The organism is Arthrobacter sp. WCS2018Hpa-7 (genome assembly GCF_031843805.1).
Classification (GTDB): Bacteria; Actinomycetota; Actinomycetes; order Actinomycetales; family Micrococcaceae; genus Arthrobacter.
This window is the reverse complement of the sequence record NZ_JAVTJB010000006.1, coordinates 200,655-223,545: the sequence shown is the minus strand read 5'-3', so window position 1 is coordinate 223,545 and position 22,891 is coordinate 200,655. Positions and strand designations below refer to the sequence as shown.

The window sequence follows — 22,891 nt, the reverse complement described above, 5'->3', positions numbered from 1 at the left end:
CGGCGGGAATTGCGGGGTTTGGGCGCCAGGGTCAACATTCATGCGCCGGCACCCACCAGCTCACCTGTTGAGGTGTTCACCATCAAGGGCCCGATTCCGTCGGGATCATCCATCCCGGCTGCTACTGACTCGTCCTCCGGAGGAGTTTGTTCAGCGTCCTCGGCCTCCCACCCGCCGCTGCTCCCGGGGCCACCGGGGGCCGAGTTGGACAGAGCCTCGTCCGACGGAGCAGTGTTTGCAACGGCTGAGCCTGCAGCGGTGGAGTCCGCTGGAGCAGTGGTGCCGTTCATGCGGGTGAAGTTGGCGGAGCCCCACATGAGGTCGTGCCCCACGGATTCGGCATCGATTTCCGCTACATGGTAGACGCGGCCTTCATGTTCCCATTGCCTCAACCGGAGCCTTCCCACGACCAGCACACGCTGCCCCTTTTTGACGCTGCACCCAACGTGTCCGGCAAGGTATCGGAACGATTGCACCGTGTACCAATTGGTGTTGCCGTCAACCCAAGTGTTGCTCGCCCGGTCGTAGCGGCGCTCTGTGGTTCCCAGACGGAACGATGCTGTAGCCGTTCCCCGTGTGGTCGTTGAACTCTTAACCTCCGAGGCCACGAAGCCCCGGACGGTGATGATGTCATTCATTGGTGGTCCTTCTGGATGTAGGAAGTGCCTGTCCGGCTCTTTCAGCTTCATCCAGTGAAGGCGTCGAAGGCAGTGCCGCGGGGGCCTATGTGCATAACCCCGGCGAATGGGCGCTTGTGGAGGAATGGAGGCCGCCGGTGACGAGATGGCGGGCTATCCGCCGATGGCACTGTAAACTCTTTGTGGCGCCAGCCGCCCATGGTGGTGACGGCGTCAGTGCGCCCCAGTAGCTCAGGGGATAGAGCAGCGGCCTTCTAATCCGCCGGTCGGGGGTTCGATTCCCTCCTGGGGCACCAACACATCCCCCTTGGACAAGCTTCCAAGGGGGATGTCCCTTTAGTGCCTCGCCTCAAGAAATTCTTTGAGGTTCCGGAGCACCAGCCCCCAGGTTTCCATGGACTGTGCCACTTCTTCCTCGCTGGAATTATTGCCCTGCGTGATGGTCACCGTTGTTCCGTCGCCGGCCGCAGACACGTCATATTCCACGGTGTGATAACTCGAAGGAATGTCGGGACGCCCTGAGGCAGGACTGTAGTGCGTGGTCTTCAGCAGCTTCGGGGGATCGAAGGCCAGTATGGTGCCTTTGTCCTCATATGCTGTGCCGTTGTACTCACCTGAGTACGTAATCGGGTCTCCTACCCGCCAGGTGGTGTTGACAGTGGTTCCCAGGAAATACTCCTTGATGCGGGAAGGGTCGGTCAGTGCCTCCCACACTGCTTCGGGCGGGCTGATGATGGTGATCGATGCAACGGCATCACGGGCCTTTCCGCTCATGGTGGTACTCTCCATTCCTCAGCCGGATTGCCAAAATCCCTTCACCCCGAACGCTACGCCGGTGAACACGCCACGTGAATGGCACAATGGCTAAGTGATGAGCAGGGGAACGGCGCCGACAGACGGCCAGTCGGCAAAGGCAGCAAAAATCCGCGGTGCAGCATTGTCGCTGGCAGTATCCGCAACGGTCATGATGACTGGCTGCACGGCATCTCCGGCGTCTACCGCCCAGCCGGGAACAACGCCCCCACCCTCCGCCACCGCACAGGCCACAGCCGCCGTCGATCCTGCCGTCGTTGCCACCTCGGCAACCGTCGAAACGACGTTGAAGAACCTCGTGGCCGGCAACCCCAAGCCGGACCAGGAAGCACTCCGCTCGGCCTTGGTCTCGGCCGGGATTCCGAAGGCCAACGTGGAGGTCTCGGTCAGCCGCACGCCCACGGGCCTTGACGTTGATGCCCTGGAGGCAGCGGCGTTGACCGGCGAGAGCTGCGTCATGGGACAAATCCGTGACGGTGGTGTCCTGGTGACCATACTGCCCGTGCTGGCTACAGGTAAGTGCTTCGTGGGAGACGCCCGCTAGCGACGCTTGGGGGCCGAATGTGAGTTAAGCACGCCGAGCCATTAGATTTAAGGGCATGGCGGAATTCATTTACACGATGACCAAGGCTCGCAAAGCCGTTGGCGACAAACTTATTCTGGACGATGTCAGCATGTCGTTCTACCCTGGCGCGAAGATCGGCGTCGTGGGACCGAACGGTGCTGGTAAGTCCACCATCCTGAAGATCATGGCCGGACTGGACACCCCTTCAAACGGCGAGGCCCGCCTGAGCCCCGGCTACACCGTGGGCATCCTCCTGCAGGAACCGCCGCTGAACGAGGAAAAGACCGTCTTGGGCAATGTCCAGGAAGGTGTGGGCGAGATCTACGGCAAGATCCAGCGTTTCAACGAGATCTCCGAAGAAATGGCCAACCCGGACGCGGATTACGAGACGCTCCTGGATGAAATGGGCAAGCTGCAGGAAGCCATTGACGCTGCCGACGCCTGGGACATCGATTCCCAGCTGGAACAGGCTATGGACGCCTTGCGTTGCCCGCCGGCTGATTCCGACGTCACTGTCCTCTCCGGTGGTGAGCGCCGCCGCGTGGCACTGTGCAAGCTTCTTCTCCAGAAACCTGACCTGCTGCTCCTCGACGAGCCCACCAACCACTTGGACGCCGAGAGCGTGCTGTGGCTCGAACAGCACCTCTCCCAGTACCCCGGCGCTGTCCTTGCCGTGACCCACGACCGTTACTTCCTGGACCATGTGGCCGAGTGGATCGCAGAAGTTGACCGCGGCCACCTCTACCCGTATGAGGGCAACTACTCCACCTACCTGGAGAAGAAGAAGGCCCGCCTGGAGGTCCAAGGCAAGAAGGACGCCAAGCTGTCCAAGCGCCTTACCGAGGAACTTGAGTGGGTGCGCTCCAACGCCAAGGGCCGCCAGACCAAGTCCAAGGCCCGTCTTGCCCGCTATGAGGAAATGGCTGCAGAAGCCGATCGCACCCGCAAGCTGGACTTCGAAGAGATCCAGATCCCGCCGGGACCGCGCCTGGGTTCCCTGGTCATCGAGGCCAAGAACCTGAAGAAGGGCTTCGACGACCGCGTCCTGATCGATGGCCTCTCCTTCTCGCTGCCCCGCAACGGCATCGTTGGCGTCATCGGACCCAACGGTGTGGGTAAGTCCACGCTGTTCAAGACGATTGTCGGCATGGAGCCCTTGGACGATGGTGAGCTCAAGATCGGCGAGTCCGTGAAGATCTCCTACGTGGACCAGTCCCGTGGCGGCATCGATCCCAACAAATCCCTCTGGGAAGTTGTCTCGGAGGGCCATGACTTCCTCCAGGTCGGTCATGTCGAAATGCCTTCGCGTGCCTACGTGTCGGCGTTCGGCTTCAAGGGCCCGGACCAGCAGAAGAAGGCCGGTGTCCTCTCCGGTGGTGAGCGCAACCGCCTCAACCTGGCATTGACGCTCAAGCAGGGTGGCAACTTGTTGCTGCTTGACGAACCTACCAACGACCTCGACGTCGAAACCCTGGGCAGCCTTGAAAACGCCCTTCTCGAATTCCCGGGTTGTGCAGTGGTGGTCTCGCACGATCGTTGGTTCCTCGACCGGGTAGCGACCCACATCCTCGCCTATGAAGGTGACGACGAGAACCCCTCCAAGTGGTACTGGTTCGAGGGCAACTTCGACTCCTACGAAGAGAACAAGGTGGAGCGCCTTGGCCCCGATGCTGCCAAGCCGCACCGTGTCACACACCGCCGCCTGACCCGCGACTAGGAATTCCAGGCACACACGCAGAAAGGCCGGTCCCGCAAGGGACCGGCCTTTCTGCTTTAACTCCTCGCCGCCACACAGCGACCCGAAAGCTTAAGGGATCCGCACCATACCCTCTTGGGCAACGGTGGCAACATGCAGCCCGTCACGGTTGAAGATACGGCCCGTGGCGAGTCCTCGCGCCCCTTGGGCGCTGGGGGACTCCTGGACGTAGAGCATCCACTCGTCCACCCGCACCGGACGGTGCCACCACATGGCGTGGTCGAGGCTGGCGACGCTCATTCCCGGAGTCATCCAGGCCAGGCCGTGTGCGCGGAGAATGGGCTCCAACAGCGTGTAGTCGCTGGCATAGGCCAGGGCGGCACGGTGCAGGTTGGGATCATCGGGCAACGGACCCATGGTTTTCATCCACACGGCGTTGCTTGCCACGTGCTGGGTGGGCGGGGACACGTAGAGGGCCGGATCAATGTGGCGGACGTCGAAAGGACGTTCGGATGACATATGCCGCGCCATCGGGTGGTCGAACTGCGACAACAACTCTGCGGTGCTGGGCAGGGACTCGGGGTCGGGGATGCCTTCGGGCATGGTCGCCTGGTGGTCCAGGCCGGTGTCCTCCACTTGGAATGACGCGATCATCGACAGGATCGGCACGCCGTCCTGGTACGCGTGAACGCGTCGGGCGGAGAACGAACGTCCGTCCCGCAGCCTTTCGACACCGAAAGTAATCGGCTTGTTGGCGTCCCCCGGCCGCAGGAAGTAGCCGTGCATGGAGTGTGCCACCCTGTCCGGTTCCACTGTTCGCATGCCGGCCATCATCGACTGCGCCAAAACCTGGCCACCAAAGACCCGGTGCCGTGGCTGCTTCTGCGATGGGCCCAGGAAGATGTCCTCGTTGGTCCGGGCTCCGTCAAAGTCACCAAGGTCCAGCAGGCCGATCAGCACATCCATGGGGTCTTCTGCGGGTGCTTCCACTTCAAGGCCAGCATTCGTCTCAGTCATGGTTCGACTTTAGACGCCGCCCCGACCCCTCTCAACCGGGGACATGCCGGTAGAGTCGATGATGTGACAGACGTCTTGACCCAGTCCTTCCGCTTCGCCGATCCCCGCGACCTCGCTGACTTGAAAACCTTTGTTACGCGGGCAAAGAGCATCGACGACGGCGCCATCCGCCTCCAGGCCGCGGGCAGTGTCCTCGCCGCGTACGTGTGTGTCCTGCGGCCGCGCATCCTGGGGGAGTCCACCCCCACCATCCTCGGCCTGCGGACCATGGCCCTCGCTGAGCCGGCCCAGGCCGATGTGACGGTGACGCTTGCCTCCGTTATGGACCGGTTGGCCCGCTCGGGTGCCGACGACGTGGAGCTGCCCATACCGCCGTCGACCGTTTCCGAGTCCTGGGCAGGCGTTGGTGCGCCGCGGTCCGGGTGGGAAGCGCAGGGATCAATACCCGACACCGACCTCAGGTTGGCGGCCGAGGCCGGCATCGCCGAAGTGGCCGGTGTCATTCCGGCTTTGGCAGGTGCTGCAGTGGTCAACAGTGCCAGGGCAGCAATATGGGGCCGTGAGCTTCCAGACGCGGGCAACCTTCCTGCCGGCGCGGCCTTCGCCGCTTTCGCCCTGGGTTTCCTGGGCGACGCCGAACAGAAGGTCTTCCGCAATGGCCGCTGGTTCCGCCTGAGCGGCCCCCGCGGCCATGTGCTGGTGCGCACGGGTGCAGGCCTGGGACTCGGCTTCTAGGGGTCAGGCGCCGGACGAAGGACTGTTGACCATGGTCAGGGCAGCCCGTTCCATGTAGTCCCACAAAGTGCCCTCATGCAGCGGGGAGAGCTCCAGGGAGTCCACGGCAGTGCGCATGTGGAACAGCCAGCGATCCTTGGCTTCAGGGGTTACCCGGAATGGCATGTGCCGCATGCGCAGCCGTGGATGGCCGCGTTCTTCGCCATAGGTGGTGGGGCCGCCCCAGTATTGTTCCAGGAACATCAGGAAGCGCCGTTTTGCCGGCCCCAGGTCCTCTTCGGGATACATGGGCCGAAGCAAAGGGTCCGTGGCAACGCCGTCGTAGAAGACATCGATGAGCTTAACGAAGGTCTCGTGACCGCCCACTGCAGCGTAAAAACTGTCCGTGTAAGCGGGCTGGCTGAAGGGATCATTCTGCATCAGCTGGCGTCGGGGGCCAGTTTGGGGTGCCGGGGGTTGCCCGCCTGCTGTGCTACTCATTGGACTTCTCCTCGGCTTTGGTGACGCGGGGTGCGCCTGCTGTGACGGGCGCAGCTGCTGCAGCGCCGGGCTCAATGGTGGCGTCCGGTGTTTCCAGCGGGACGTAGTCACCCTGCGAGCGGTTGCCCACGCGGAGGATTTCGCCGTTGCGCAGATACCAGATGGCTCCGTCTTCAGCTCGTACCCTGGTGATGCGCAGGCCCACGGATTCAACGGTACCAATCACTTCGCTGGTGACGATCACATCGCCGATCCCGTATTGGTCTTCGATGGTGATGAAGATTCCGGCAAGGAAATCACGAATCAGTTGCTGGGCGCCGAAGCCGATGGCGACACCCAGGATGCCCACGCTGGTCAGCAGGGGCGCGACGTCCACGTTCATGTATTTGAGGACGTAGATGATCACGATCACCACCACCACAACGCTCACCAGGCTCGTCAGCAGGGTGCCGATGGTCTCGGCGCGCTGTGAGCGGCGCTCGTGGTCCAGTGCGCGGATGGCTGGTTGCACCCACTTGAAGTGCGCTTTCTTAAAGAACGAACTTCCGGCGGAAACCCGCCGGGTGATGCGCAAAATGATGAACCGCGCCACGATCCACACACCCAGGCCCACGCCTACGGTGATGAGGATTGAAACGAGATCGATCTTTTCGGGTTCCAAAGTGACAATTTCTGCCAGGGGGATGGAGGTCAAGGGTGAATTTCTCCTTGTCGTCGGCCCGTGTTCGCCGGGCGCGGAACACTCTGTCCACCTACAACCCTAGCGCCGTAGCGTGACGGTATGCGCATCCTGGTCCTCGGCGGTACCGCCTTCCTGTCCGCAGAAACAGCCCGGCAGGCTGTTGCCGCCGGACATGACGTCACCTGCTTTGCCCGTGGCACCTCAACAACCCCGCCCGACGGCGCCACCTGGGTCAGGGGCGACCGCGCCTTGGGCGCGGCGGCCTATGCGGAACTCGACGGCGGATGGGACGCCGTGGTGGAGGTATCGCGGGATCCCGTGCAGGCAGGCGAGGCGTTGGACGTGCTGGGAGCAGCCGCCGCGCACTGGACGTTTGTGTCGAGTTGCTCTGTTTATGCAGACCATTCGATACCCGGCGCGGATGAGGGCGCGGAGATGCTGGAGCCGTTGCCGGCCGGACAGTCCGGTACCCCGGAGACCTACGGCGAATCCAAATCCGCCATTGAGCAGATGACGCTGGCTGCGGTGGGAGCGAAAGCGCATATCGTGCGGGCGGGACTCATCAGCGGCCCGGGGGACGGGACTGACAGGTACGGATACTGGCCTGCCCGATTCGCTGCCGACACTGACCCGGTGCTGGTTCCGGACACCCCGGATGACGCGACACAGATCATTGATGTCCGGGACCTTGCAGCGTGGATCCTGCAATCCGCAGGTAATGGACTGACGGGTACCTACAACGCGTTGGGCGAGGTCGTGCGGTTCGAGGACTACCTTGTCGAGGCCCAGCGGGCGGCCCGAACCGGAAGATGGGATGGGGTGGTGCAGGACGTTGTCCGGGCTGACGAAGAGTGGCTCCTTGAGCACGGCGTCGACTACTGGGCAGGACCGGACTCGCTGCCCCTGTGGCTGCCGGCGGACCATGACGGCTTCCAGGCACGGACAAACCGGGCGGCACGTGAGCGTGGAATGGTCCTGCGGCCGTGGCAGGAGACTCTGGCGGCCACCCTCGAGGATGAAAGGAGCCGGGGATTGGACAGGGAACGCAAGGCCGGTCTCAGCCGCGAAACCGAACAACGCCTCGTGGCACTGTGGCGGGCCCGGCAGCGTTAGCCGGCTGCCGGCGTCGTGCTTGGTTCGTGGAGGACGGGGAAGTTGACGCTGCGGGCGATGAAGCAGACCTGGTTGGCTTCATGGTGCAGTTGGGGCATCAACGCGGCGTGGCCGGGATCGGCAATGGTGACGTGGGGTTTGAGCGTGACGCTTTCGAATTGCCCGCTGCCGTCCCGGTTGAGCTTCATCAGTCCTTCTGCGCTGTCCTCATAGCCGGTGACCACCACTCCGTGTTTGACCGCCACGTGGAGAAAAGACAGCATGTGGCACTGCGAAAGGGCAGCGAGCAGCAGTTGCTCCGGGTTGTAGCGTGAACGGTCTCCATGGAAGGTGGGATCAGCGGAGCCCTGGAGGATGGGCAGACCCGGGATTTCTACGTCGTGGTCCCGTGAATATGCCCGGTAGCCGGCAGTGCCCTCACCCAGGTTTCCGGTCCAGCGGACGGTCAGCGCGTAGTGGTGTTCGTTGAGGCCCATGCGGACAGTCTAGCCAGCAAGCATCGACTGTCCGCAGGGACCCCGTCAGACGCCGGGCTTAGACGTCGGCAGCCCGTGCGCGGAGGGCGCGGGCTACGCCGTCGCGGTTCTCCAGCATCATCCGGCGAAGGGCGGCGCTGTCTTCAGGAAGCGCCGCCAGGAACTCGTCCGTGCGGTCCACCGTGGCCTGCGTCGTGAGCTGCGCCGGGTAGAGTCCCACCACAATCTGCTGCGCCAGGGCGTGAGTGCGCTCTTTGACGATTCCAGGCACGGCGTCAAAGTACTTATCGGCGTAGGGCTCCAGCAAAGCAGTGGTGGGGACCCGCATGAAGCCGGCAACAGCCGAGGCCTGCAGCGCGTTGGAGAGTTCTCCGGTATTAACGATCGCGTCCCACGCTGCGGCCTTGGCTTCGGCGGTGGGGATGGCTGCCTTCGCTTGGGCGGCCGCATTTTGACCGTTGGAGGTGTTGTCGCGGGCAAGTTCGGCGTCGATGCGTTCTTGGCCTTGGCGTCCACCGGCCACCAGTGCGGTCAGGAGCTCCCAGCGCATGTCCTGGTCCACGGTGAGGCCTTCCAGCGATTCGGTTCCGTCCAGCAGTGCCTGGATGCGGTCCAACTGGCCCCTGCTGCGCGCGAGCTGGGCAAAGGACTTGGCGAACTGCAGCTGGGCATCCGAGCCCGCTTCCACCGAGGATGCAAGCTCCCACAGCTTTTCTGCGGCTGCGATGGTGGCCTCGGCCTTGTGCTCGGCGGCCACGTAATAGGTCAGGGTGGTGGCCAGCTGGCGAAGTTGGACCAGAATGACCGAGGAATCCGTTTCATGGGCAATGTTGGCAAGGACCAGGCCCACGTAGCCGCGGGCAGGGGTTTCACCGTCGCGTGCGGCATCCCAGGCCGAACCCCACACCAGCGTGCGCGGCAGGCTGGCCGAGAAGTCCTTCAGGTGCGCCTTGGCGGTGGCCAGGGAATGCGGGTCCAGACGGACCTTGGCGTAAGCGAGGTCGTCGTCATTGAGCAGGATCAGGTCCGGACGTACCTTGCCAATCAAGGCAGGAACCTCCGTGCGGGAGCCATCGACGTCAAGCTCCTCCCGGTGGGTACGCTCCAGCTTGCCCTCACCGGAAAGCGAGTAGAAACCAACGGCGAGGCGGTGCGGACGGAGGGTTGGCTGTTCGTCAATGGCGGTCTGCAGGATCGCGAAGCCGGTGATGGACCCATCAGCGTCAACGGTCACCTCCGGAGCCAAGGTGTTGACGCCGGCAGTCTCAAGCCAGAGCTTGCCCCACACGTCCAGGTCGCGGCCGCTGGCGGCCTCAAGCTCCACCATGAGGTCGGCGAGCTCAGTGTTCTTCCAGGCGTGCTTGGCGAAGTAGGTGCGGACTCCGGCCATGAACTGCTCCGGACCCACCCAGGCCACCAACTGCCGGAGCACGGAAGCTCCCTTGGCATAGGTGATGCCATCGAAGTTGACCTCAACGTCCTCAAGGTTGTTGATTTCCGCGAAGATCGGGTGGGTGGTGGGCAGTTGGTCCTGCTTGTACGCCCATGACTTTTCGACTGAGGCGAAGGTGGTCCAGGCGCGGTCGAATTCCGTGTTTTCCACGGCGGCCAGGTGCGACATGTATTCGGCGAAGGACTCGTTGAGCCAGAGGTCGTTCCACCACCGCATGGTGACCAGGTCACCAAACCACATGTGGGCCAGCTCGTGCAGGACCGTGATGGCGCGCCTCTCGATCTGGGCGCCGGTGACCTTTCCGCGGAAGACGTAGCCTTCCAGGATGGTCACGGCTCCGGCGTTTTCCATGGCTCCGGCGTTGAACTCGGGGACAAACAGCTGATCGTATTTTTCAAACGGGTAGGGGCAGCCAAACTGGGCTTCGAAGAACTCGAATCCTTGACGGGTCAGGGTGAAGATGTTGTCCGCATCGAGATACTGCATGAGCGACTTGCGGGCAAAGACTCCCAGCGGCACCACACGTCCGTCGGCGCTGGTGACCTCGGACCGAACAGCCTGGTACGGTCCGGCGATCAATGCGGTGACGTACGAGGACAGGCGGGGAGTGGGCGCAAATTCCCACACGGACCGGGCGCTGCCGTCTTCCCCGGCAGGAGCTTCAACGGGAACCGGGGTGGGGGAGTTGGAGATGACATCCCAGTGCGACGGCGCTGTGACGCTGAAAGTGAAGGTTGCTTTCAGGTCGGGCTGCTCGAAGACGGCGAACATGCGCCGGGAGTCCGGAACCTCGAACTGCGTGTAGAGGTACACCTCGCCGTCCACGGGGTCAACGAAACGGTGCAGGCCCTCGCCCGTGTTCATGTAGGGGGCGTCTGCGACCACCACGAGCTCGTTGTCGGCGGCGAGGTTTGGGAGCTGGATGCGGATGCCGTCCGAGACCTCCGTCGGGTCCAGATCGGTTCCGTTCAAGGTCACGCTGTGAACGGCGTGGGTGATGGCATCTATGAAGGTGGTGGATCCCGGTGCCGCGGAGAACTTCACCACAGTGGTGGTGCCGAAGACCTCGGGGCCTTTGGTCAGGTCCAAAGTGACGTTGTACGACTCGACGTTGAGCAGTTGGGCGCGGATCGCAGCTTCGTCGCGCGTGAGGTTCAGGCCTGGCAAGTGGTGCCTCCGGAAGATTTTGGGATGCCCGGCCACTCGCGGCCGGACGCTGGTGTGAAGCCATTCTTTCACTCCACGGCGTGAAGGCAAGGAGGGAACACCACAGTGTCGCCCCACGGAGTAGCGTTGGATTATGGGATCGTTCCGGGACACTCTCGATTTCCGCGCACTGAGGTTTGCGGTCGCCTTTCCGTTGCTCCTCGCCGTCGGATTCGTAGTGTGCGCCCAGATGCTGCGCAACAACCTGCCCAACCCGGTTGCCGTCATGTGGAACGCCGACGGCGGCAGTTCGTTCGCGCCGTTCGGCGCCTACGTGGCGGGCGGCGCAGCCCTCATCATCTTCTGCGGATGGGCCGTGTTCCTCCAGGCGGTGTCCATTACCAGGCCTGTTGTCATGAGACGCGTCATGATGGGCCTGGGCCTGACGGTGAGCCTCTTCATCACTACGGTGGTGGCAGCCGGACTGGTGGGACAGTCCGGGCTGGGGGACGCGCGTGAATCCCATGTGGACCCGATCGTGTTGGCCATGGGCAGTGGCGCCGCGGTGGCCCTGGGCGTCGTCATGATGTTCGCCTTCAAGCCGGACCCGCGCTGGACCCGCGAGGATGACGTTGCCCTCCAGGAGGAACTGACCCTGCTCGAGGACCCGGACCTGGCCCGCGACACGCTTCGCTTGTGGGTACATGCCCGGAGCTCTGTCTTCATCATGATCATTGTTTCCGCGGGTTTCCCGGCGGCCTTGATTGCGGTCGCCGTCCCCTGGCTCGGCGCCTTGGTGGCCGTGGCTGCCCTGGTAGGAGCTGGCTTCCTGTTCGCCCGGGTGCGTGCGGACAGGGGAGGGCTGCAGGTGTTCGCCGGTGGCATCGTGCGCGTCCTGACCGTCCCCGCCGTCGAGATCGCCGGGGCAACTCCGGCGGACGTCAAAGCGGCTGATTATGGCGGGTGGGGCTGGCGGCACCACGACGACGCCACGGCGATGCTGGTCACCAGTGGGCCTGCCGTCGTCGTAAGGAAACTTAACGGGGGACGGGTGGCTCTCAGTGCCGGCTCCCAGGCCTCAGCTGACAAACTGGCGGGGATCCTCAACCGGGCGGCCCACCGTGCCCGGGATGACGGACAGTCTCAACAACCCCGGTAGCGGTACCCTAGGTAGCGCATCCCTCACCGCCGCGGCCGGCCAGACGCCGTCCCCGCGCGCCAGAAAGAACGGACTTCCTGTGACTACACCCCGCGTCCACATTGCTACTGACCACGCCGGCATGGAACTGAGTGCCCACCTGGTCAGCCACCTCACGGCCAAGGGCTACGAAGTGGTGGATCACGGACCCAAGGAGTACGACGCCCTGGACGACTACCCCTCTTTCTGCATCAACGCCGGCGTAGCTGTCGTAGCGGACCAGGAAGCCGGCGTTCACGCCTTGGGAATCGTCTTGGGTGGTTCGGGAAACGGTGAGCAAATTGCCGCCAACAAGGTCAAGGGTGTCCGCGCTGCGCTTGCCTGGAACCTTTCCACCGCAAAGCTGGCCCGGGAGCACAACGACGCCAACGTCGTCGCTGTTGGCGGCCGCCAGCACTCGGTTGAGGAAGCTACCGAGCTCATTGAAGCCTTCCTTGAGGAACCGTTCAGCAACGATGAACGCCATGTTCGCCGGATCGGAAAAATCGCGGTGTACGAAACCACCGGCGAAATCGTCGAGTAGTGCCCGAGGGGCATTCGGTCCATAGGCTGGCCCGCCAATTCCAGGATGTTTTTGGTGGCCGCCGCCTGGACGTTTCCAGCCCGCAGGGTCGGTTCACCCACGGCGCGCAGGTGTTGAGCGGGCACACCATGGTTGAGTCGATGGCCCACGGGAAGCAGTTGTTCCTCAGGTTCGACCACGATCTCTTCCTCCACGTCCACTTGGGCCTGTACGGGGCGTGGAACTTCGGCGGGGACAGTTCCTTCACCGGGGCCTCCAGTATCGGTGCGCCACGACGCATCGGTGAGCGGGAAACGGGGCCGGCCTCCGTTGAAACGGCCTCCCGTGAAAAGGATTACGCCGGCCCACCGGCGCCGGTGGGCGCTGTCCGTGTCCGCCTGGTCTCGGACCACGGCTGGGCCGACCTCCGCGGTGCCACGACGTGTGCCGCCATTACGTCGGCCGAAGTTGCCGTTGTCATGGAACGGCTGGGACCTGATCCGCTGCACAACCGCCCCGGCGACCGCGAAGAATTCATCCGCCGCCTGCGGCGCCGGAAAACGGCGGTGGCCCTCTTGCTGATGGATCAGTCCGTCTTGGCCGGCGTGGGCAATATTTATCGGGCGGAAGTGCTGTTCCGGCAAGCCGTCGATCCTTGGACGCCGGGCAGCACCATTGACGAGGAAACGGCTGGCCGGCTGTGGGACGACACAGTAGGGACCATGTCCGACGGCGTTCGTGACGGACGGATTGTTACGACACCCCCCACGCTGTGGTCGGGTGGCGCAGCAATAGCGCCCGACGCCGACGCCCACTTTGTCTACAAACGGGACGGCATGCCTTGCCGGGCCTGCGGGACGGCGGTGGGTATGACGGAAATCGGTGCGCGCAAGCTGTACTGGTGTCCGGGCTGCCAGGTGTAGCAGCAACAAAAAACGCCCCGATCCGAGGATCGGGGCGTTTTCCCTTGGAGGGGACGACGGGAATCGAACCCGCGTAATCAGTTTGGAAGACTGAGGCTTTACCATTAAGCTACGTCCCCAGGATGGATCTCCTTTTCAGGACATCTTCCCGGTGGCTGTTCAAGCCGGGTACAACTAAACCTAATTCCGGCGGCGGTGTCAAATGTGCATTCCTGGCTCGCTTGCCCGTAGACTGTCCTGTGCGTTCGGGGTGTAGCTCAGCTTGGCTAGAGCGCCTGCTTTGGGAGCAGGAAGTCGCAGGTTCAAATCCTGTCACCCCGACTCTGTGTTTGCGTCCGCCTCAGGGACGCGACAGAACCCCATACCCACAAAATCAGGAGTACTTAGACTGTGAAGAGCGCTGTCGAGAACCTCACCGCAACGCGGGTCAAGCTCAACGTTGAGGTTCCCTTTGAGGAACTGAAGCCGAGCATCGATGCAGCGTACAAGACCGTTGCTTCGCAGATCCAAGTTCCCGGATTCCGCAAGGGCAAAGTTCCCACCAAGCTGATCGACCAGCGCGTTGGCCGTGGCTACGTCCTGGAGACGGCCATCAACGATGGCCTCAACGGCTGGTACCAGGCTGCAGTTCAGGAAACGGGCGTTCGCCCCCTGAGCCGTCCCGAGGTTGAAATCACCGAGGTTCCTGACCCCACGTCCACCGATGGCGAGCTCAAGTTCCAGGTGGAGATCGATGTCCGCCCCGAGATCGAGCTGCCGGACTACGCCGGCATCAAGGTCGAGGTGGCCGCCGCTGAGTCCTCTGACGCTGACGTTGAGAAGTCCCTTGACGAACTGCGTGGCCGTTTCGGCACGCTGAAGTCCGTTGAGCGCCCCGCCAAGAACGACGACTTCCTCACCATCGACATCACCGCCACCATTGATGGCGAAGAGATCGATTCCGCTGCAGGCCTGTCCTACCAGGTTGGCGCCGGCACCATGCTTGAAGGCCTCGACGAAGCCGTGACCGGCCTCTCAGCCGACGAAGAAGCAATCTTCGACACCACGCTGGTGGGCGGTGACCACGCCGGCGAGTCCGCTCAGGTGAAGGTTGTTGTCAAGGCCGTCAAGGAGCGCGAGCTCCCCGAGGCCAACGATGACTTTGCTCAGCTTGCCTCGGAGTTCGACACCCTTGCCGAGCTCCGTGAGGACCTCGCCAAGCAGGCTTCCGACTCCAAGGTTGTCGAGCAGGGCGTTGAAGCACGCGACAAGGTCCTGGACAAGCTCGTTGAGCTCGTAGAGGTTCCGGTTCCGGATTCCGTGGTCGAAGAGCAGATCGAAGCGCACTTCAACCCGGAGAACGCCCACGGCGAAGGTGACCACGACACCGAGGAGCACCGCGCCGAGGTCAAGGCCAACACCGAGCGTGCGTTCCAGAACGAGATCATCCTTGACGCCATCGCGGACAAGGAAGAAGTGGACGTCAGCCAGAACGAGCTGATCGACTACATCGTCACCACCGCAAGCCAGTACGGCATGGACCCCAACCAGTTCGCTCAGATCATTGACCAGAGCGGCCAGGTTCCCATGATGGTTTCCGAGGTCCGCCGCCGCAAGGCGCTGGCAGTTGTGCTGGGCCAGGCAGAGGTTGTCGACTCCGAGGGCAACAAGGTTGACCTCACCGACTTCGTTCGCCCTGCCGGTGAAGCAGCAGCCGAAGAGGCCGCAGCTGTCGAGGCAACTGAGGAAGCCGACGCTGCAACAAGCGACGACCCCGCAGCAGTGAAGTTCTAGTCAACGACTTCGACCGGCCCCGGATCTTCTGATCCGGGGCCGGTTTGCTTTAAGGCTGAACATGGGCGCTGAACGCAGACGTGCGCCGTCAGCGAACAGCGCGATTCCGGCGAACAAATCACCACGGAAAACGGTTAGTGTCCAAGTAGTGAAGTTCAGTGAGGTCACTGGCACCAGCGAGAGGTAAGTACTTATGTCACAGCAATCAGAGGCTCCCCGGATGGCAACTGTCGATCCCGCAGCCCAGGACAACTACATCTACAACCGCCTGCTGAAAGAGCGCATTATTTGGCTCGGCTCTGAAGTCCGTGACGAGAATGCCAACGCCATCTGCTCCCAGCTCCTCCTCCTCTCGGCCGAAGACCCGGAGAAGGACATCTACCTGTACATCAACTCCCCGGGTGGGTCCGTGACGGCCGGCATGGCCATCTACGACACCATGCAGTTCATTCCGAACGACGTCGTCACCGTCGCAACGGGCTTGGCTGCCTCCATGGGCCAGTTCCTCCTGTCGTCCGGCACCAAGGGCAAGCGTTACGCCACGCCCAACGCCCGCATCCTGATGCACCAGCCCTCCGGCGGCATCGGCGGCACGGCCTCGGACATCAAGATCCAGGCTGAACTGATCCTGCACATGAAGAAGGTCATGGCCGAACTCACGGCTGAGCAGACCGGTCAGTCCGTAGAGACCATCCTCAAGGACAACGACCGCGACAAGTGGTTCACGGCCGCCGAGGCGTTGGAATATGGCTTCTTCGACAAGATCTCGGCACACGCCGGTTCTGTTGCCGGTGGTGGCGGCACGGCCAACCAGTCGGGCGCAGAGTCGAACTCCGAAAACTAACCGGCACCAAGAACCACTGAAACCCCAGGAGTAAAGAACATGAACTACAACTTCGGATGGTCTGCCGGCAATCTCCCGTCCAGCCGTTACGTCCTGCCCCAGTTCGAGGAGCGCACGCCCTACGGCTTCAAGCGCCAGGACCCGTACACCAAGCTGTTCGAGGACCGCATCATCTTCCTCGGTGTCCAGGTTGACGACGCCTCCGCCGACGACATCATGGCCCAGTTGCTGGTCCTTGAGTCAACGGACCCGGACCGCGACATCACCCTGTACATCAACTCGCCGGGTGGTTCGTTCACGGCCATGACGGCCATCTACGACACCATGCAGTACATCCGTCCGGAGATCCAGACGGTATGCCTGGGCCAGGCCGCCAGTGCAGCTGCAGTCCTGCTCGCTGCGGGCACCCCGGGCAAGCGGCTGGCGCTTCCGAACGCACGCGTCCTGATCCACCAGCCGGCTCTGTCCGGTGGCCAGGGTGGGCAGGCCTCCGACCTCGAGATCCAGGCTGCGGAAGTCATGCGCATGCGTACCTGGCTTGAGGACACGCTGGCACACCACTCCGGCCGCACGTCCGAGCAAGTCAACAACGACATCGAGCGTGACAAGATCCTTACGGCCGCTGATGCCTTGAGCTACGGCCTGATCGATCAGGTTCTTGACTCCCGGAAGATCAAGCCGCAGGCAATCACCCGGTAGCACACGGAATTCGAACGCCGGTGCGGTTCGCGAAATATGGACCGCACCGGCGTTCTGTTTCCACCCAAGCAGCACATTGTGACCTAGAGTGGATGTTGTCACGGTGGTGCCATCCGCGGCTTGGCCGCACACTTGAGTACGGCGCGGAGCCGCATCACCCGCATGCAACGAAGGGATTCCCACATGGCTCGGATTGGCGAGAGCACGGACCTGCTGAAGTGTTCTTTCTGCGGAAAGAGCCAAAAGCAGGTACGGAAGCTGATTGCCGGGCCCGGTGTCTACATCTGCGATGAGTGCATCGAGCTGTGCAACGAGATCATTGAAGAGGAACTCGCTGAAGTTTCCGATCTCGGCAGCTTCGAACTGCCCAAGCCCCGTGAGATTTTCGACTTCCTGCAGGAATACGTTATCGGCCAGGAACCGGCCAAGCGATCGCTGGCAGTGGCCGTTTACAACCACTACAAGCGGATCCAGGCCGGCCACGCGCCCAAGACAGGAAGCCTCGGCGAGGGGTCGCACCACGAGGATGTGGAGATCGCAAAGTCGAACATCCTCCTGATCGGCCCCACCGGTTGTGGCAAGACCTATCTCGCCCAGACCTTGGCCCGTCGCCTGAACGTTCCCTTTGCCGTAGCCGATGCGACAGCCCTGACGGAAGCCGGCTACGTCGGCGAGGATGTCGAGAACATCCTGCTCAAGCTCATCCAGGCCGCAGACTATGACGTCAAGAAGGCCGAGCAAGGCATTATCTACATCGATGAGATCGATAAGATCTCGCGTAAGAGTGAGAATCCATCCATCACCCGCGACGTATCCGGTGAAGGTGTGCAGCAGGCACTCTTGAAGATTCTTGAGGGAACCGTTGCATCCGTGCCTCCCCAGGGCGGACGCAAGCATCCGCATCAGGAATTCATCCAGATCGACACCACCAACGTGCTTTTCATCGTGGCCGGCGCTTTTGCCGGCCTTGAGGACATTATTGGTTCACGGTCGGGACGGAAAGGCATCGGCTTTGGTTCACCGCTGAACGAGGCCCGGGACAACGTGGACACCTACGGCGAAGTCATGCCGGAGGACCTTTTGAAGTTCGGCCTCATTCCGGAGTTCATCGGCCGGCTCCCGGTAATCACCACCGTCTCCAACCTGGACCGGCCCGCCCTCATCCAGATTCTGTCCACCCCGAAGAACGCACTGGTAAAGCAGTACCAGAAAATGTTCCAGCTGGACGGCGTGGACTTGCAGTTCGACGACGACGCCCTGGACTCCATCGCGGATCAAGCGCTGGAACGCGGCACTGGTGCCCGTGGGCTTCGGGCCATCATGGAAGAAGTCCTGCTGCCGGTCATGTTCGATCTCCCCAGCAGGGATGACATAGCCGCTGTGGTCATCACAGCTGATGTTGTGTTGAAGAAGGCCCAGCCCACCATGATCGCCCATGACGTGGTGGCCAAGCGTCGGAATAAGTCGGCCTAGCAGCCTGTTGGCCTAGACAAGGAGCGGTTCCGTTGAATCGCTCTGCCACGCCACGTTTCCCACCTTTTCCGAGGAGTTCCCTATGCCCGAAAAGTCCGCGCCCGAACAGACCGTCAACAAGGCCGATTTCTGGTTTGACCCCGTTTGCCCGTTCGCCTGGATCACGTCGCGCTGGATTGGCGAGGTGGAGGAAGTACGTGGCATCCAGACTGAATGGCATGTCATGAGCCTTTCCGTCCTCAACGAGGGCCGGGACCTTCCCGCCGATTACAGGGCGATGATGGATGACAGCTGGGGGCCTGTACGTGTGATCATCGCCGCCCAGGAACTTCACGGTGCCAACTACGTCAAGTCACTGTATGACGCCATGGGGGAGCAGATCCACCACGAGGGCAACAAGGACCGGGCCTCGGTCATCCAGAAGGCGCTTGCCGAAGTAGGCCTGCCGGCTGATCTGGCACGCTTCGCTGGCTCGGACGAGTACGATGCCAAACTTCGCTCAAGCCACGAGGCCGGGATTTCTTTGGTAGGACAGGACGTGGGAACTCCCGTCGTCGCCTTCAACGGAACTGCCTTCTTCGGTCCGGTACTGACCCGCATTCCCCGCGGCGAAGAAGCGGGGAAGATCTGGGATGCTACGGTGACCCTGGCCGGCTACCCGCACTTCTTCGAGTTGAAGCGCAGCCGCAGCGAAAGCCCGGAATTCAACTAGTTCCCGAACTCAAGAGGCTTCCCGGAATCACCCAGCGAGCTACTTGAGGAACCGCGATGTCCGCCGGTCAGCAAGGATCTTTCCGTTGGTCTGGCAGGTGGCACAGTATTGCAGGGAGGTGTCCGCAAAGGACACCTCCCTTACTTTGTCCCCGCACACCGGACAAGGAAGGCCGGTCCGGGCGTGCACCCGGAAGTTGCTGCGTTTGGTGTCCTTGAGTTCGCTGGATGGCTTGCCGGCGGCTGCGTTGACGGCTCCCACCAGAATCTCCTGCATGGCCTCGTAGAGCCTCGCCACGGTGGCCTGGTCCAGGGACTTGGCGCTGGCGAAAGGGGAGATTTTTGCTGCGTGCAGGATTTCGTCACTGTACGCGTTTCCAATGCCGGCAATGACGCCCTGACTCCGAAGCAATCCCTTGATCTGTTGGGAACTGGATCCAAGGATCGCCGCCAGCGCGTCAAGGTCGAAGTCGGGACTGAGGGGCTCTGGGCCCAGTGTGGCGATTCCCGGCACGTCGTGGGGATTCCGCACCACATAGATGGCCAGGCTCTTCTTGGTGCCGGCTTCCGTCAGGTCTACGCCGATGTGGGCTTCGTCGGCAGGGCGGTGCAGCAGGAGCCTCGCAGAGATGTTGCTTTTGCCCATCCGCAATCCGGCAGATGAAGGGTGCTCGGTATAGCGGACCCAGCCGGCCTTGGCCAGGTGGAAGACAAAGAACAGTCCATCAACATCAACGCACACGAATTTACCGATGCGTTGTACACCCTGAACGCTTCTGCCTTCGAGGACACTGTACGGAGGATCAGCAGTCTTCAGTGCCGAGAAGGAATTGATGCGGACATCGTTGAGCACGGCTCCGCGGAGTTGGGTGTCCAGATACATGCACAGGCCGTGCACTTCGGGAAGTTCCGGCATGGTCAATACTCTGCCACAAGTGGCCCTCGGAGCGCAGGAGAACTACAGGTTTGTAGTTCTTCCAGGGGTCTTGTGCATTGCTTTCAGCGGGACAACAATAGTTCTTACCCACTTCGAAAGAAGAGGGACACGGAAACCAAAGATTCAGTGATTGCAACCAACGCAGCCTTTGGCAAAGTTGGAAGCAGGCTACCAGTGATGAGGTAGGAAGACCTGAAATTCCTAGGATTCCGCCAGACTGTCAAGACATCACCAGACAGCCGAAAAGTCGAAGCCCCACCAACGGCAAAACGCTGATGGGGCTTCCCCTTTGCCCGAAATCAATCGGCGCAGTGACTTCCGGGACTACGGCTGGGAGGCGGAGGTCTCCTCGGCAGGTGCCAGGACAACATCGCTGACGGTCAGCTCGCCTTCACCGGACTGGAGCGTGATTTCCTGCGCGTTGGCGGCTGCCTTCAAGTCACCCAGGCCGACCTTCAGTTGGGCCACCAGAACCTCAGAGGCCGTGATGGAGGCAGAGAGCACTTCCGTGCGCTGCTTGACCTTTGCCTCGGACTTGGCCTTGCGGATGCCGCTCAGGGCTATGCCCACTGTGCCAAGCATGGTGGTGTCGCCGTCGGTGATTTCCAAGGCGGCGGGCCACTCTGCGCGGTGGACCGATCCTGCGCGCCACCAGCCCCAGACCTCTTCGGTAGCGAAGGGCAGGAACGGTGCGAAGAGACGCAGGAGCGAGTCCAGCGTTGTTGCCAGCGCAGCAAGGACGGAAGCCTGTTCGGTCTCCCCGGCGGCACCATAGGCGCGGTCCTTGATGAGCTCGACGTAGTCGTCCGTGAACTGCCAGAAGAATGACTCGGTGATCTGGAGTGCGCGGGCGTAGTCGTAGTTCTCAAACGCCTTGGTGGACTGGGCAACGACGTCGGACAGTTGCGCGAGCAGCGCACGGTCCAGCGGGTTGGTCAGCACCGAGAGATCGCTGGATACCACGGAGTTCTCGGTGGCACCAAGGTTCAGAACGAACTTGGAGGCGTTCAACAACTTGATGGCCAGGCGGCGGCCGATCTTCATCTGCGCAATTTCGTAGGCAGTGTCCGCGCCAAGCTTGGCCGAGGCGGCCCAGTAGCGGACGGCGTCGGAACCGTACTCGTTGAGGACATCCGTGGGAACTACAACGTTGCCCTTGGACTTGGACATCTTCTTGCGGTCCGGATCCAGGATCCAGCCGGAGATGGCCGCGTGCTTCCACGGGGCATTCTTCTGCAAGGCATCAGCGCGAACGGCCGAGGAGAACAGCCAAGTGCGGATGATGTCGTGGCCCTGCGGACGGAGGTCGAACGGGTAGACCTTGGAGAACAGGTCCTCGTCACGGCTCCAGCCGCCCACAATCTGCGGGGTGAGCGAGGACGTGGCCCAGGTATCCAGGACGTCGGCGTCACCTGTGAAGCCGTTGGCCTGGTCACGCTGCGCTTCCTCGAAGCCGGGAGCAGCGTCCGCAGCGGGATCCACGGGCAGCATGTCGTCCGACGGCAGGATGGGGTTGTCGTAATCCGGGTTGCCCTGGGCATCCAGCGGGTACCAGACGGGGATGGGTACACCAAAGAATCGCTGCCGGGATACCAGCCAGTCACCGTTCAGGCCGGCGATCCAGTTCTCGTAGCGGGAGCGCATGAAGGCCGGGTGGAAGGTGATTTCCTGGCCTCGGCCGATCAGGCGTTCGCGGCGTTCCTCATCGCGGCCACCGTTGCGGATGTACCACTGACGGGACGTGACAACCTCGAGGGGCTTGTCACCCTTTTCGAAGAAGTTCACCGGGTGGGTGATCTTCTTCGGTTCGCCGTCCAGCAGGTCCGCTGCCTTGAGCAGTTCAACTACGGCTTCCTTGGCGGAGAAAGCGGTCTTGCCGGCGATCGCAGCGTAGGCTTCCTTGCCGGCCTCGGTGGTGATCCATTCCGGGATGTCGGCAATGATGCGGCCGTCGCGGCCCATGATGGCACGCGTGGGCAGCTGCAGTTCGCGCCACCAGGTGACGTCGGTGAGGTCGCCGAAAGTACACACCATGGCAATGCCGGAGCCCTTATCCGCCTTGGCGAGGGGGTGGGCCTTGACCTCAAGCTCCACGTCGAACAGCGGGGACTTCACGGTCTTGCCGAACAGCGGCTGGTACCGTTCGTCGTCGGGGTTTGCCACCAGGGCCGCGCAGGCAGCCAGCAGTTCGGGGCGGGTGGTCTCGATGAAGATCTTTTCGCCGGCTTCAGTGAAGAAGGGGTAGCGGTAGTAGGCGCCGGCAACTTCGCGGTCCTCAAGTTCAGCCTGTGCAACAGCCGTGCGGAACGTCACATCCCAGAGCGTGGGAGCTTCGGCCATGTAGGCGTCGCCGGCAGATAGGTTCGCGAGGAAGGCGCGCTGGGAGACCGCACGCGAGGTGTCGTCAATGGTGCGGTACGTCAGGTCCCAGTCCACGGACAAGCCGAGGGTCTGGAACAGGTTCTCGAAGACTTTCTCGTCCTCAACGGCGAGTTCCTCGCACAGTTCGATGAAGTTCTGGCGCGAGACGACGTCGAAGTCGCGCTGGTTCTTGGCCGGCTGCGCGGGCGGTGTGTAGTCGGCCCGATAGGGGATGGCGGGATCGCAACGCACACCGTAGTAGTTCTGGACGCGGCGCTCGGTGGGCAACCCGTTGTCGTCCCACCCCATGGGGTAGAAGACATTCTTGCCGGTCATGCGCATGTAGCGGGCCTGGACGTCCGTCTGGGTGAAGGAGAACATGTGGCCCACGTGGAGCGAGCCGGACGCCGTGGGCGGGGGAGTGTCGATCGAGTAGACCTGCTCCCGGGTGGTGTCCGGGTTGAACTTGTAGGTTCCTTCATCCAGCCAGCGCTGCGTCAAGGCAGCCTCAAGGCCTTCCAGGGCCGGCTTGTCGGGAACGTTGATGGGGTTGGTGGCGGGCGTGTCTGTACCCTGCGTTGATTCAGCCATGGATCAATTGTTTCATGGCTGAATCAACGCAGGTTACAGTCCGCCGGGGGAGGACTGCGCACCCC

Annotated in this window: 21 protein-coding genes and 3 tRNA genes; 14 read left to right on the top strand and 10 right to left on the bottom strand. The window is 62.4% G+C overall.

Going from position 1 to position 22,891, the window contains the following annotated elements; translation table 11 throughout:
- Nucleotides 1–38: 38 nt before the first annotated feature.
- Nucleotides 39–638, bottom strand: a complete 600-nt coding sequence (locus RQH14_RS09635; RefSeq protein ID WP_311213038.1) for a single-stranded DNA-binding protein — start codon at nucleotides 636–638, stop codon at nucleotides 39–41.
- Between the two features lie 220 nt (nucleotides 639–858).
- On the opposite strand from RQH14_RS09635, the gene RQH14_RS09630 reads away from it, so the two are divergent.
- Nucleotides 859–934 (top strand) — tRNA-Arg (locus RQH14_RS09630).
- A 40-nt stretch (nucleotides 935–974) separates the two neighbouring features.
- Here RQH14_RS09630 and RQH14_RS09625 read toward each other — a convergent pair.
- Nucleotides 975–1,412, bottom strand: coding sequence for an SRPBCC domain-containing protein (locus tag RQH14_RS09625; RefSeq protein ID WP_311213037.1), 438 nt, complete (start codon nucleotides 1,410–1,412; stop codon nucleotides 975–977).
- Nucleotides 1,413–1,509: 97 nt separating this feature from the next.
- Between RQH14_RS09625 and RQH14_RS09620 the strand changes: the two genes are divergently transcribed.
- Both RQH14_RS09620 and ettA read left to right on the top strand, forming a co-directional pair.
- A complete protein-coding gene (locus tag RQH14_RS09620) occupies nucleotides 1,510–1,995 on the top strand; it encodes a DUF6993 domain-containing protein (protein ID WP_311213036.1) in 486 nt (161 codons plus the stop codon).
- Between the two features lie 55 nt (nucleotides 1,996–2,050).
- Nucleotides 2,051–3,733: an energy-dependent translational throttle protein EttA gene (gene ettA, locus RQH14_RS09615; RefSeq protein WP_105693031.1), complete on the top strand. Its 1,683-nt coding sequence runs from the start codon at nucleotides 2,051–2,053 to the stop codon at nucleotides 3,731–3,733.
- Nucleotides 3,734–3,823: 90 nt separating this feature from the next.
- Here ettA and RQH14_RS09610 read toward each other — a convergent pair whose 3' ends face one another.
- Entirely contained in the window at nucleotides 3,824–4,729 is a 906-nt protein-coding gene (locus tag RQH14_RS09610) for an acyl-CoA thioesterase II (RefSeq protein ID WP_311213035.1), read from the bottom strand.
- 63 nt (nucleotides 4,730–4,792) lie between these two features.
- On the opposite strand from RQH14_RS09610, the gene RQH14_RS09605 reads away from it, so the two are divergent.
- On the top strand, nucleotides 4,793–5,464 hold the full coding sequence (locus RQH14_RS09605; RefSeq protein ID WP_311213034.1) for a hypothetical protein: 672 nt from the start codon (nucleotides 4,793–4,795) through the stop codon (nucleotides 5,462–5,464).
- A 3-nt stretch (nucleotides 5,465–5,467) separates the two neighbouring features.
- Here RQH14_RS09605 and RQH14_RS09600 read toward each other — a convergent pair whose 3' ends face one another.
- Nucleotides 5,468–5,944, bottom strand: coding sequence for a globin (locus tag RQH14_RS09600; RefSeq protein ID WP_278251928.1), 477 nt, complete (start codon nucleotides 5,942–5,944; stop codon nucleotides 5,468–5,470).
- Nucleotides 5,937–6,638: a mechanosensitive ion channel domain-containing protein gene (locus tag RQH14_RS09595; RefSeq protein ID WP_311213033.1), complete on the bottom strand. Its 702-nt coding sequence runs from the start codon at nucleotides 6,636–6,638 to the stop codon at nucleotides 5,937–5,939. The genes RQH14_RS09600 and RQH14_RS09595 overlap by 8 nt, the downstream gene beginning before the upstream one ends.
- An 87-nt stretch (nucleotides 6,639–6,725) precedes the next feature.
- On the opposite strand from RQH14_RS09595, the gene RQH14_RS09590 reads away from it, so the two are divergent.
- The gene (locus RQH14_RS09590; RefSeq protein WP_311213032.1) at nucleotides 6,726–7,739 is read left to right on the top strand and encodes an NAD-dependent epimerase/dehydratase family protein; all 1,014 of its coding nucleotides are present in this window, start codon (nucleotides 6,726–6,728) and stop codon (nucleotides 7,737–7,739) included.
- Here RQH14_RS09590 and RQH14_RS09585 read toward each other — a convergent pair.
- On the bottom strand, nucleotides 7,736–8,215 hold the full coding sequence (locus RQH14_RS09585) for an OsmC family protein (RefSeq protein WP_311213031.1): 480 nt from the start codon (nucleotides 8,213–8,215) through the stop codon (nucleotides 7,736–7,738). The two genes, RQH14_RS09590 and RQH14_RS09585, sit on opposite strands and share 4 nt — an antisense overlap.
- A 58-nt stretch (nucleotides 8,216–8,273) precedes the next feature.
- Nucleotides 8,274–10,835 (bottom strand): aminopeptidase N, encoded by a 2,562-nt coding sequence (gene pepN / locus RQH14_RS09580; protein ID WP_311213030.1) that lies wholly within the window; start codon nucleotides 10,833–10,835, stop codon nucleotides 8,274–8,276.
- Between the two features lie 133 nt (nucleotides 10,836–10,968).
- Between pepN and RQH14_RS09575 the strand changes: the two genes are divergently transcribed.
- From RQH14_RS09575 to RQH14_RS09565, 3 genes are all read left to right on the top strand, one after another.
- Nucleotides 10,969–11,973 (top strand): hypothetical protein, encoded by a 1,005-nt coding sequence (locus tag RQH14_RS09575; RefSeq protein ID WP_311213029.1) that lies wholly within the window; start codon nucleotides 10,969–10,971, stop codon nucleotides 11,971–11,973.
- Between the two features lie 79 nt (nucleotides 11,974–12,052).
- On the top strand, nucleotides 12,053–12,535 hold the full coding sequence (locus tag RQH14_RS09570; RefSeq protein ID WP_089595313.1) for a ribose-5-phosphate isomerase: 483 nt from the start codon (nucleotides 12,053–12,055) through the stop codon (nucleotides 12,533–12,535).
- Entirely contained in the window at nucleotides 12,535–13,437 is a 903-nt protein-coding gene (locus RQH14_RS09565; protein ID WP_311213028.1) for a DNA-formamidopyrimidine glycosylase family protein, read from the top strand. Before RQH14_RS09570 ends, RQH14_RS09565 begins: the two co-directional genes overlap by 1 nt.
- A gap of 45 nt (nucleotides 13,438–13,482) precedes the next feature.
- On the opposite strand, the gene RQH14_RS09560 is transcribed toward RQH14_RS09565, so the two are convergent.
- Nucleotides 13,483–13,556 (bottom strand) — tRNA-Gly (locus RQH14_RS09560).
- Between the two features lie 127 nt (nucleotides 13,557–13,683).
- Here RQH14_RS09560 and RQH14_RS09555 point away from each other — a divergent pair.
- The 6 genes from RQH14_RS09555 to RQH14_RS09530 all read left to right on the top strand — a co-directional run bounded on the left by RQH14_RS09555 (nucleotide 13,684) and on the right by RQH14_RS09530 (nucleotide 18,938).
- Nucleotides 13,684–13,758, top strand: a tRNA-Pro gene (locus tag RQH14_RS09555).
- 69 nt (nucleotides 13,759–13,827) lie between these two features.
- Nucleotides 13,828–15,210: a trigger factor gene (gene tig / locus RQH14_RS09550; RefSeq protein WP_311213027.1), complete on the top strand. Its 1,383-nt coding sequence runs from the start codon at nucleotides 13,828–13,830 to the stop codon at nucleotides 15,208–15,210.
- Nucleotides 15,211–15,430: 220 nt separating this feature from the next.
- Nucleotides 15,431–16,054, top strand: coding sequence for an ATP-dependent Clp protease proteolytic subunit (locus RQH14_RS09545; protein WP_026542390.1), 624 nt, complete (start codon nucleotides 15,431–15,433; stop codon nucleotides 16,052–16,054).
- Between the two features lie 39 nt (nucleotides 16,055–16,093).
- On the top strand, nucleotides 16,094–16,753 hold the full coding sequence (locus RQH14_RS09540; protein ID WP_024816918.1) for an ATP-dependent Clp protease proteolytic subunit: 660 nt from the start codon (nucleotides 16,094–16,096) through the stop codon (nucleotides 16,751–16,753).
- Nucleotides 16,754–16,936: 183 nt separating this feature from the next.
- Complete coding sequence (gene clpX / locus RQH14_RS09535) at nucleotides 16,937–18,226, top strand: ATP-dependent Clp protease ATP-binding subunit ClpX (protein ID WP_311213026.1); 1,290 nt, start codon at nucleotides 16,937–16,939, stop codon at nucleotides 18,224–18,226.
- Nucleotides 18,227–18,308: 82 nt separating this feature from the next.
- Nucleotides 18,309–18,938: a DsbA family protein gene (locus tag RQH14_RS09530; protein WP_311213025.1), complete on the top strand. Its 630-nt coding sequence runs from the start codon at nucleotides 18,309–18,311 to the stop codon at nucleotides 18,936–18,938.
- Nucleotides 18,939–18,977: 39 nt separating this feature from the next.
- Here the strand turns inward: RQH14_RS09530 and RQH14_RS09525 are convergent, their stop codons facing one another.
- Both RQH14_RS09525 and valS read right to left on the bottom strand, forming a co-directional pair.
- Nucleotides 18,978–19,853 (bottom strand): DNA-formamidopyrimidine glycosylase family protein, encoded by an 876-nt coding sequence (locus RQH14_RS09525; RefSeq protein ID WP_311213024.1) that lies wholly within the window; start codon nucleotides 19,851–19,853, stop codon nucleotides 18,978–18,980.
- 345 nt (nucleotides 19,854–20,198) lie between these two features.
- The gene (gene valS / locus RQH14_RS09520; RefSeq protein WP_311213023.1) at nucleotides 20,199–22,826 is read right to left on the bottom strand and encodes a valine--tRNA ligase; all 2,628 of its coding nucleotides are present in this window, start codon (nucleotides 22,824–22,826) and stop codon (nucleotides 20,199–20,201) included.
- Nucleotides 22,827–22,891 lie beyond the last annotated feature (65 nt).